General features: G+C 31.3%; 1 protein-coding gene. It reads right to left on the bottom strand.

Translation table 11 applies throughout. The annotated features are described in order from the left end of the window. The coding region (locus G3997_RS04420) for an N-6 DNA methylase (protein WP_296649363.1) at positions 1–543 on the bottom strand (543 nt) is incomplete at both ends.

Below are 543 nucleotides of genomic sequence, written 5' to 3'. Positions count from 1 at the left end.
AGTTTTTGTGTAAGTCTTCATGGAATGTATCTGCATTTTTACTTCCTAAGTTATTTTCTATTCCTCTTATAGCTAAGTTCATTTTTGCTAATTTCCATGTTGTAGGGTTACTTTCTTGTCCATATACACTTATATCAAATGTACTTCCACTATGTTCTTCTACGAATTTAAGTGATTGAACAAACATACCTCCAYTTYCACAAGCAGGGTCGTATACATATCCTTTAAAAGGCTGAATCATTTCTACCATAAGTGCAACTATAGATTTTGGTRTATAGAATTCACCTCCACCTTTTCCTTCGTTAGCTGCAAATTTTCCCAAGAAATATTCGTATACTCTACCTAGTATATCTTTTTCTTTTCCTTCTTTACCACCTACATTTATATTAGTAAATAARTCTATTATTTCWCCTAATATTCTTTTGTCTAGTTCTGGTCTAGAGTARTTTTTAGGTAATACTCCTCTTAGAGAATCATTTTCTTTTTCTATTGCATCTAATGCACTATCTACTATTTGTCCTATTTCTGCTTGTTTTGAGTGTT

It is taken from the genome of Romboutsia sp. 13368 (assembly GCF_018336475.1).
Lineage (GTDB): Bacteria > Bacillota > Clostridia > Peptostreptococcales > Peptostreptococcaceae > Romboutsia.
The sequence above is the reverse complement of the archived record's forward strand: the minus strand, read 5'-3'. Positions and strand labels throughout refer to the sequence as shown.